General features: G+C 31.3%; 2 protein-coding genes and 1 rRNA gene. 2 read left to right on the top strand and 1 reads right to left on the bottom strand.

The genetic code is table 11. The features are described 5' to 3' along the window. Window positions 1–101: ribosomal RNA gene (gene rrf / locus KPL37_RS18555) — 5S ribosomal RNA — on the top strand; the annotation flags it as partial. Between the two features lie 142 nt (window positions 102–243). Here the strand turns inward: rrf and KPL37_RS18560 are convergent. Further along, the gene (locus KPL37_RS18560) at window positions 244–3651 is read right to left on the bottom strand and encodes an isopeptide-forming domain-containing fimbrial protein (protein ID WP_216151558.1); all 3408 of its coding nucleotides are present in this window, start codon (window positions 3649–3651) and stop codon (window positions 244–246) included. 227 nt (window positions 3652–3878) lie between these two features. On the opposite strand from KPL37_RS18560, the gene KPL37_RS18565 reads away from it, so the two are divergent. After that, window positions 3879–8210, top strand: coding sequence for a beta strand repeat-containing protein (locus KPL37_RS18565; RefSeq protein WP_216151559.1), 4332 nt, complete (start codon window positions 3879–3881; stop codon window positions 8208–8210). Window positions 8211–8294: the final 84 nt, after the last annotated feature.

Consider the following 8294-nt stretch of genomic DNA (forward strand, 5'->3'; position numbering starts at 1 on the left):
TGAAGGTAACACCCGTTCCCATACCGAACACGAAGGTTAAGCTTCAATGCGCTGATGGTACTGCAGGGGTAACCTTGTGGAAGAGTAAGTTGTCGCCAGGTTATAAAAAAAACACTAAGTATATCTTAGTGTTTTTATTTTGTCCAGGTTTAAATGAAGCTCGATTTTCAGAGAATATTTGATTACAAAACCAGTATAATAAAAATTATACTGGTTTTGTTTTGGTTAAAATTATTTGGAATATTAATTAGGGTCTATATTTAATACAGTTTTTTCTGGAAATGGAGAAGTTTTAGAACGAGCCGTTATTACAAAATCAAACCGTGCCCCAAGTGGTGATGTTATCGGAATAACTGAAGTAATAGTTATGCTTCTTATAGTAGCTGGTGCAAGGTTTTTCATTATATCTAAATCAGCAGAATAGGGAGTATTTGCGGAAACATCTGCTATTTTGATATTATTTATACTGAGAGTATATGGAATTGATACAGAATTAATTTTTAAAGTATAATCATCATATCCACCACCTGTATTTTCAAATAAATTTATTATAGTGGCTGTATATCCGGGCTGAGTTACTTGGAAGGATGTTGAATCATTTATTTTATTAGTTGTTGGTAAAAGTGATACTCCAGGAGCAAAACTAAAGGTAAGTGCATTGCTCTTCTCACCACTGTAAACTTTTGTTGAGATATCATTATAGTATTGAACTGACACAGCTTGCGTTGTAATTGTACTGCCTGATTTAAGGTTTGGCACGGGAGATACTGTAAATGAAATCAGACCTGAAATTCCTGGACCTAAACTTGGTATTGATACAACTATTTTTTTATTAACGCTATCATAAGTTGCGGTGCATTGAAGCGTAGTATTAATAGAATTAAAGAAAAAATTATTATTTAATGGAATATCAACTTTACCATTTACAAGAGTAATAGAGCTATTATTTAAAAATGTTAAAGTAAATTCCATTACAGAATTAGTATTTATATTTCCATTTTGCGTATATATTATAGAAGTAGTGAGATCTTTTGCACTTAAATTTAAAACTATATTAGGGTGATTTATTGTCACAGAAAGATTTTTACTAATGGTAATAAAAGCGCCACTTAATTTTTGTTTATATAGAACTTGGTAATTGTTTGTCTGAACTGAGGTTGTAGCTCCAATGGCTTTATTAGAATTTGTGATTTTACAAGTTAAAACATAGGTTATTGTCTTTGACTGGTTAAGAGCATCTATAAATCCTTCACTGGGAAAAGTCACAGAAGTTCCTGACACAATTGGAGTTATAACAATACCGTTTCTGTAGGCTGGGCCGGTATAACTCTGTCCACCACTAGGTAAAACATCTTTCACATAAGCATCATAAACTAAAGTTCCTTGTGGAATGATCATAGTAATAGTATAGGTAATGCTTGAATTAACCTTGAATAAAGAAGAATTATTTGATTTTGTTAGTGTAATAGTTGGTGAAAGTATAGTGACTGAAGCACTTTTATTTTGATTTGTATATTGATAACTGGTTGGGTCATCTTGCTGTGAGTATGGATTTGTATTTGTTGCTGTTGTTATAATAGTAATGCCCGGTGCAAGATTATTATTTATAGTTACATTATAATTTAATGTTAAACTTTGTCCTGGGGCTAGTTTATTTATATATAGCTGAATTCCAAGTGCATCTATATAAGGAGTTTTATAGCTACCTGTTCCAGTAACATTAATAGAACTTTGATTAATAATAAACCACTCGGACAAAGTATCTGTAAGTTGAAAGTTGAAAGCATCTGTTTCTGTTCCTAAAGTATTAGTATTTGTTATCTTAACAGTGTAGGAATAGATTTCTCCTGCTTTTATAGAAGATGGGTTTGTACCAGTGACTGATTTTGTTAATTGTATATTTGGAGTTCCTATATTTATCAGTACTTGTGATCGACTACTATAAGCTGATCCTTCTATATTACTTCCACTAAGTTTAAATAAATTATTGTTTTGACTAGGAGACCCTAATATTTTTATTGGAACTTTGAATGTGATTGTAATTAAAGATTTACCTGGAATATCTCCATAATTAAAGCTTACTCCATGAGGATCAGTTAGCAATGGAGTAAGTCCAAAGGGTTTATATCCAGTAAAGGAATACACAATATTATCTATAGGGTCAGCTGAAAGTGGAAAAAAATCATCTAAGAATACTTGTTTTTGTATAGCTATTAAGGTGCTAGCATCGTAGGTTAATCTGTATTCTGCTAAATCTCCTGGTGCTAAAGTATTAAAAGTTTTTGCAACACCATTTTGGTAGTAGCCCTTTAAAAATGTTTTTGTTATTTTACCAATACTTATACTACAACTTGCAGAAGCATTATCTGTAACTACACTTAAAAGTTGAATTAGAGTTCCAGAAATGTTTGCGATGCTCCTAAAACTATCAAATGCAACCACAGGTAATGGGATAGTCCCACTTAATTTATATCTATAATAACTATCTACTTTAGCATTTATTGTAACAGTAGCTTGAGAGTTGTTTACAGCTAAGGGGAAATTATAAATCAATTCAAAACCCTTAAGAGTGGGGTTCTCTATTGCAGATGTAGGTGGCGTAGAACTAGATACATAGCTAATTCCATCTGGTAGTAGATAATTAACTACAATATTTTTAATATCATAATATTGACATACAGAATATACATAGGTATATTGTAAACTTTGTTGTACATCTGTTGTAACTTTATTTACAGAAGTTGTAATAATTAGGTCCAGAGCATTAAAACTAACATCATTACTCACAATATCATCTAGAGAAATCATACTAATAAGAAGTTTAAATGTGGTTCCATGATATATTAAAGTTCCTGTATTATCATTGTATTTATTCCATACAGCATAATTTAAATTTACTGTAGTATTACTGCTTAATGATAATACTACTCCACCAAAATAAACTTGAGTATATAAATTATTATTAATAAGCACAGTGCTAATAGTAGGATTTCTAAAAAGACTAGCATCAGTACCAGATGTAGATATATTACCAATATACCTTATTCCGTCTGGAAGAAGTATAGTTACATTTACTAGTGATGTGATAATAGTATTATTAGTTAAATTGCAGCTAGCGGTGTATACCTTAGAGTAGTCGTTTAATAATATAGAAGTTCCTGCACCTTTGAGTACTTTTGAAGGAGTTGTAATTGTGGTATAAAATCTTGCTGCCTTAAAGCTCATTACAATACCGCTAGTAATTTTTTGATTCCCAATATCATAAATGCCCCTTGGCATAGTATCTACCTTACAATTTACAATAAATCCATTAAAAATATATCCAAAGGGAATAGTTGTGCCATTTATAAATTTTGTACCTGATTTTACAGTTACATTAAAAGTATAATTAACTTCTAAAGGTGCTAAATCTTTTAAATTTACCCAGGAATAAGAATACCCACCATCAGGATTTTTTACGGAAGATGTGATGCTTTGAGAAGCAGTACTAATAGTTAATCCATCTGGTGTAGTTATAAATATAGTTAAATTATATAATCTAATGCTTGTACTAAGATTTTTAATACTTATTGTAAAATTAGTTGTCCCACCTAAAATTATTGGAATATTTCCGGTTTTGTCTACAGTAACATTTAGTATATCAGAGGCCATAATATCTCTCCTTAATTTTGAATAAGATTTGATTACAATTAATATATTCTCATTCTTAATTACGGTTCATCTTTAACGACATTTCAGCGACCCATGAGATGATTAAACTTAAATTGTAACTATATATCATAGATATCATAAAATAGTATGGAGTAATTATGAATTACTCAATATTATGTTATCATCACGTCTAAATTCCGATGATAATATCAAGGAGGTCAATAAAATTGACACTAATTAATCGTTTTTCAGCCATTGATAAGGCAATTATAAATGCTACTGGCAATAGTTTAGTGATTTGTGGTGATTCAACAACTATAGATGACAACACATCGGACATGATAACAGTCGCTGGCAGTACTACAAGAAATTGGGCAGCAGCTGGTAGTAATGGGACTATAAGTATTCTGGGAGATAGTACAATACTTTATGCAGAATTAATATGGTATTCTACTGTTAGATCTGATGTTCCAGGGTCATTAGATGTTAGAAGTATTCAAGATAACCCTATAACATTTACTACGCCTCTCGGATTAAATCAAATTTCTCCACAAAATACAGAAAGTTATACAGATGCATCGGGTAATATTGATAGATTTAGAAGCACAGATGTAACAAATATAATTAAGGCATCTTTAGGTGGAACCTATACTGTATCAGCTGTTCCAACTAGTTTGCCGCAAGTGGGTTTATCATCTACTAGAGCCGGGTGGACATTAACTGTAATTTATAGAAATGATGTTTTTGTTCCAAAAAAAATAATTTTTTTATCTGGAATAGGGCCTGCTACTAACAGTACTCCATTTCAAACAACAATTACAGGATTTGCCACATCTAGTGATGAAACTGATCTAAAGGGTAATATAATTTTTGCTTGTGCAAATGGACAGCCTCTTAATGGAGTAGAAACTTTAAAAACTGGTCCATCCTTTGTAAATTTAACTGTAGAGGGAAATCCTGTAGGTGAACCAAATCCAAATCCAGGAACTTCTCCAAATAATCCATATAATAGCTTTTTCCCTGGACAAATTAATATCTGTAACCCAATAGACACTAACGTGGGCCTTATTAATATTAGTGGTACAAATGGTAATAAGAATCATGATGGTTTTGTTCCTACTCAAGTTACAGGGGGAAGAAATAAGTGGGATTTAACAAATATAAACTTTAGTAATTCTTTGGTTACAAATCAGAATCAGTTAGCAATACAATTAACTGAAAGTGGAACTATTGATGGCGTTATGATTGTTGAGACTGGTACTTCTGTAAATGCAATAGCTCCAGATATAATAGTAGATTTTAATATTTATGACCCCGACGGAAAGAGTACAAGTAAAGTCCAAGTTGGAGAGCAATTAATATATTCAGTAAAAATAAGTAATAGTGGTAAAAGTGCTGCCAATAACTTTATTTTATCTACTATATTAGATCCTTCCTGTTCATATATTCCAAATTCATTTACTGTAAATGGGGTTGTAAGTCCAGGAGCGGATATAACAAGAGGTGTTAACATTGGCACCATTGATCCAACTGGAGTTGCAAATGTTCTTTTTTCAGTAAGAGTAAATTCGCTTCCTGTGAGTACAACTATAAACGGATATGTAAATTATAATTATTCATTTATATCTGGCTCAGGATCACCTACAACAACAAATTATGGAACAACAAAAGTTATAACTATAGATGTAATTTCAGCAACAATCTCCGTAGTAAAAACCTCTTCTACTCAAACTGCTTTAGTTGGAGATAGGATAAATTATACTATTGATATAAAAAATACTGGTACGGTACCAGTAACAAGTGTTTTATTTCAAGATATTATAAGTCAGTATAGCTCTTTTGTTTCAGGAACTGTAACTATAGATGGAATATCAAAACCAACCTTGGATCCTAACAGCGGATTTTCACTTTCTGATATACCTGTTAGTGGTTCTATAAAAATAATATTTTCTGTAGATATTTTATCATTACCGCCATCAACAATAGTTGATAATTCAACTAGAGTTACATTTACTACTATTAATCCTGCTTTCCCTTTCCCTATAACAAGAACTATATTCAGCAATATATTACCGATTCAAATACAATTTACAGATATTGTTGCTACAAGATGTACTAGTAATGATTACCCTAAGGTAGGCCAAATTGTTACCTATAACTTAAATTTAACAAATATAGGTAATATTACTGCTACAAATGTAAATGTAATTGAACCACCTGTTTATGGTCAAACATTTGTAACTGGAACAGTTACAATAGATGGTGTACCAAAACCTACTTTAAATCCTTTTACTGGTTTTGTTATAAATTCAATTCCTCCACAGCAATCAACTGATATCCAATATCAAATGTTAGTAAATGCGATAAATCCCAATAAAGTTATAGAAAATACTGCTAACGTGCCATTTAGATATCAAGTTCAACCAGGCTCACCGGAGATTGATGCAGAAATAAATTCTAATACAGTAACTACAATAGCAAACTTTGTAAAAGTAGATCTTATTGAAACAGTAGATAAACCTTATGCTACAATAGGGGACATTTTATATTACTCAGTGGCGATAACTAATTCAGGAAATATAGATGCTTTTAATACTATATTTTTATCTAGAATACAAAATGGAACCTCTTTTATCCCAAATAGTGTTGCTATAAATGGAGTTATACAACCTGGTTTTAACCCAAATGTCGGATTTAGCGTGGGAACAATATGCTTTGGAAACACAGTTGTAGTAACTTATAAAGCTCTAGTTAATAGTGTTCCAATTCCTAATGTTGTTCTTAACTTTGCTGAGCTTGTTTATTCCTTTAAGCCAGACCCAAATGGTGTTAGTATTACTATAACAGCAACAGCAACAGGTAATACAGTACAAACTATAATTAATGCTCTGAGCTATACTTTTACAAAGACTGTAGATAAAGATTATGCAGTAGTTGGGGATTTCATGTCTTACTCTACGTTTATTGTAAATACAGGTACTGTAACGTTAAGAAATGTTAAATTTGGAGATGATTTGTCTTCCTTTTTAACGTTCTATCCACAAACAGTTTTCATAAATGGAATTAATTATCCAGGTTATGACGTTAGAACCGGTTTTATTATTGGTGATTTAAATCCGGGAGATACTGCTAGAATATCATTTGGGGTAAGCGTAAATGCAGTACCACCTTCAGGGTTTATAGCAAATACAGCAGATATGGTTTATACCTATCAGCTAAGTCCGAGTGGCGAAGTTATAACAGATAGTGCAAAATCAAATGAAGTTAGAACCAATATTGTCAACGGAAATTTAAGAATTACAAAATCTGTGAATAGAAATTTTGCTACCATTGGTGATACTTTAACTTATTCTTTTAATGTATCAAATATTGGTAATGTAACAGCTACAAATACAAACTTTTTTGATGTTATTCCTATAGGGTCTAGTTTTATACCAGGTACGGTTATAATAAATGGTTTGCCAAAACCAACCTATAATCCAGAGCTTGGATTTACTTTAGGCTCACTTACAGCAGGGCAGGTAGTTTCTTTAAGTTTTAATACACTAGTAAATTTTGTACCATCACCTAATACTCTTATAAATAACGGTTCCGTAATATTTGATTATTTATTTAACCCTCTAGCACCACCAATAAGCAAAACAATAACTAGTAATAATGTTACTACAGTGGTAAATGTTGCTACAGTAACTTTCACAAAAGCAGTAGATAAATTATATGCAACGATTGGTGAGGTATTAACCTACACTTTTCAAGCTACTAATACAGGTACTGTGGAATTAAATAATGTTATATTTAAAGATATAATTCCAAGTGCTGCTACCTTTAATATAAACTCTGTAGTGATTGATAATGTTTCAAAACCTGGCCTTGATCCGAATACTGGTTTTAGCGTAGATAGTATACCACCTAGTGGAGAAAGAGTAATAACCTTTAAGGTTACTGTAGTTAGTCTTCCAACTCCTAACACTATAATTAATAGTGGTTCACTATCCTACAGTTATAAGATTAACCCAAGCGGAACAGAATTTATAGGGAATATAACAAGCAATACTGTAACAACCACAATAAATAATGTTTCTGTTACAAATACTAAAACTGTAGATAAACTATATGCAACGGTTGGCGATACCTTAACCTATACCTCAGTTATAAAGAATAATGGTAATATTAATTTGATAAATACACTTTTTACAGATTTAACTAGACTAAATACTACTTTCATATTAGGGTCTGTAAAGATTAATGGTCAAGCTCAGGCAAATTTAAATCCAAATACAGGGTTCACACTTGGAACTATAATTCCAAATCAATCAGTTTCTGTAGAATTTAAGGTAACGGTTACTAGTGTTCCACTTGCTGGTTTTTTAACAAATAATTCACTCCTAAATTACGAATATAATATAGACCCATCAGGAGTCATAATTATTGGTAATGTAACAAGTAATACTGTAACCACATTTATTAATTTAGGAAATTTAACTATCACAAAAGCTGCTAATAGAACATTTGCAAGAATAACAGATGTTGTATATGATCCGTTTATGATAATGTCTTAGTATACCATTTTTGATTATGTCCCAAACAGACAAAAATATAGTGTAGAATTACCTCATAAGAATTTATAAATGAGGTGTTCGTAA

The organism is Clostridium frigoris (assembly GCF_018861865.1).
Lineage (GTDB): Bacteria > Bacillota > Clostridia > Clostridiales > Clostridiaceae > Clostridium_AD > Clostridium_AD frigoris.